The 2,806-nt window shown below is 42.3% G+C and carries 1 protein-coding gene; it reads right to left on the reverse strand.

Going from position 1 to position 2,806, the window contains the following annotated elements:
- Positions 1–163: 163 nt before the first annotated feature.
- Positions 164–2,041, reverse strand: a complete 1,878-nt coding sequence (gene ltrA / locus ACTNES_RS20370) for a group II intron reverse transcriptase/maturase (RefSeq protein WP_373241737.1) — start codon at positions 2,039–2,041, stop codon at positions 164–166.
- Between the last annotated feature and the right edge of the window lie 765 nt (positions 2,042–2,806).

The following is a 2,806-nucleotide window of genomic DNA, read 5'->3' on the forward strand; positions in this document are numbered from 1 at the left end:
TTTTATAGTGATAGGTAAGCCTCTGATATCATCTCGGGCTTTTCCCCCACTCCACACCGTGCATGCGACTTTCACCGCACACGGCGTTCCATCGGTTAGTATTTTTCATTGTCTAAACAATCAACCTTTGAATAGAATAAAAACTGTAGTAGTTGAAATAAGATTAAATAGGTTGCATGGAAGCCAACTCACGAAGGTGGTTAACCTTTATAAGCTGTTTGTTATCTAGCTGTAGTAAATCCATATATTTGTAAATAGTTTCCGCTTTTGAAGCATGAATGAGTTTATGGACGGAATTCTTTATGAGAATAAGATTCTCATAGGCATCCGTACCGCCTAAATGTCGAGGTAACTTATGATGGCAATGAATTTCCCCAACAGAGGAGAATTCAACACCGGTTATAGCACATTTTCCCCATTGGGCTGAAAAGAGAGATATTCGATTGTCTGCGTATTCCGCACTATTGGAATAGACTGGTTGACGCATGAGAGCCAACATCATAGGGATGTTGATTCTCAGACAGTTGTGAATACCTTCACGTCCTTCGGGAGTGTAATAATTCCAGCTCTTCTTACGGAAAAGCGGATTTTTGTGCTGTGTGTATCCTATTGGATACACGGGCTCATTCGTACCAGCGACATATCGCATCATTTTGGATTTACCAAAACGGGCTTTTTCAAACTCCGTAAGCTCTCGCCCTGTTTTCACAAGGCGGTTGCCTGTGCGAGTGCTAAGCCTGTTTGTCAGCAAGGTCATGACTGTGCGGTTAAGGGAAGCACAATCATGATTAACATGTGTGGCAATACAGTAGTAATTCTGCATGCCAGTGACCATACTGTTATAGAGTCTGATTTCACCCTGTTCGCCATATATTTTGCGAGGGTGAGCAATTCTCTTTGCCTGTTCTTTTAGCTTCTCCCTTTTGTGCTCCAGATTTTTATCTGCGATATGAGATATAACCACGAGTTTGTTGCCCTTCCTGTGCACTTTCATTTTGAATCCGAGAAAATCAGAATAATGATTTCTTACATTTACAATCCTCGTTTTCTTTTCAGAAATTTCCAGTTTGAGCCTTTCTTTCAGCCACAGAGTGACTGCACATTTGGTGCGTTCAGCAGAGTCCTTAGTCCTGCAAAAGATTCGAAAATCATCTGCATAGCGGACAATGAACATTTCCTTCAGGTTAGATTTCTTAGCCTGTCGATAGCCATTGTCGGGTCTGGTATTCCGTTTGCAAATCGGACACCATTGCCATTGACTTTCCACCCAGTGGTCTAATTCGTTAAGCACGATATTAGCCAGGAGTGGCGATATGATACCTCCCTGTGGGGTTCCTTTGTCGGGCGTGATAAAAGTCCCGTCCTCCAGTTTGATAGGTGCTTTGAGAATTCGTCTTATGACAAAAATCAACTTCTTGTCATGAATACCCATAGCCCATATCTGTCGTATCAGCTTGGCGTGATTCACATTATCAAAGAATCCTTTTATATCGAATTCAATGACATAGTGAAGATTGGCATGTTGAAGCAGCTGATAACTTCTTGCTATGGCATTCTCTACCGAATGGTTCGGTCTGAATCCATAGCTGTTCTTGCTGAACTTAGCTTCACAAACGGGTTCCATTACCTGTTTGATACATTGTTGAACAAGCCTGTCCCAAATACATGGGATCCCTAGGGGTCTTGTCTTACTTGGGTCGTATGGTTTTGGTATCTCCTTACGCCTTACAGGTTTTGGGCGATACCCATGTTCACTTCCATTAATAATAAATCTAACTTTTTCAACAACTTCATCGGGGGAGCATCTTCCGATGTCCTCGATTGTGAGATTGTCTGTGCCATTTGTTTTACTTCCTGTATTTTTCTTGATATTTCTGTACGCTAGAAGAATGTTTTCCCTTTGAAGGATGACAGACATTAAATCTGTGAAAACTTCTCCGTTCAAACTTGCCTGGTATAGATTATCAATCGTATTCTGCATTCCGTAATACTCGTTGTGACGCAGATTATCTTCACATAGCAGTTGCTTTTTCTTTTTCATGGTCATAAGGCATCACTCTCCTTTCTTGGGAAAGTGTCCCTTTTTGTCATACTCGTAATCCTTATAAGATTGAATGACAATAATTGTTTCTAACCGACTAAAGCCCATTCCTCGAGCCCGCCTTTTTCGTAGGGCTGTCATAGGTTCGAGCTTCGCTTTTCAGCACAGATTAAGCGGCTTATATGATTCGTCCGCAGATTGCTTATGAGCAACTCTGTACCTTTCCACGTTCCGATAATTCTATCTGTGCATATATCCTTAGGTGTCCGCTATAGTCCTGTCAGCTTGATTGTGCCTATAACACAATACGGAGTTTCATATTTTCGATTCTTACTCCACCGCACTGACCCACAATTAAGTGTCCATACATTTCTATATGGTAAACATCTAGACCCGTACATTCGCGGTTTTCGTCAGTCCGTCGTGGACATTCTCACCATAGATATTTTATAGACTCCCGACGTGTCATCTGCATACGGTACCTCTACCGCACTTTCGACAGCTGTATTTCTACACTGTTTCGGCAGACTTCCGCCGACTTTATCGAGCTCCAGACCCCAACCATTACAGTCAGAGCCGGTCGAAGTATCAGAGAAGGCATTTCAGGGCGTTACCCCATCATTCTACCTTTCGAATTATCAGTTGTTGCTTACCTCGTATGGAAGTAAGCCCGACGATTTTAGCATCGCATGGCCATAAGTCTATGAAGTTTTACCCTCATAGAGCGATGTTTGTGCGTCAACGTGTCGCACCAAAGATATTTTC

The organism is Blautia sp. HCP3S3_D9, assembly GCF_052063845.1.
Lineage (GTDB): Bacteria > Bacillota > Clostridia > Lachnospirales > Lachnospiraceae > Blautia_A.

What these genes read in the sequence shown, in the direction of transcription:
- ltrA (WP_373241737.1), bottom strand. Translation starts at nt 2,041, where the DNA reads ATGAAAAAGAAAAAGCAACTGCTATGTGAAGATAATCTGCGTCACAAC.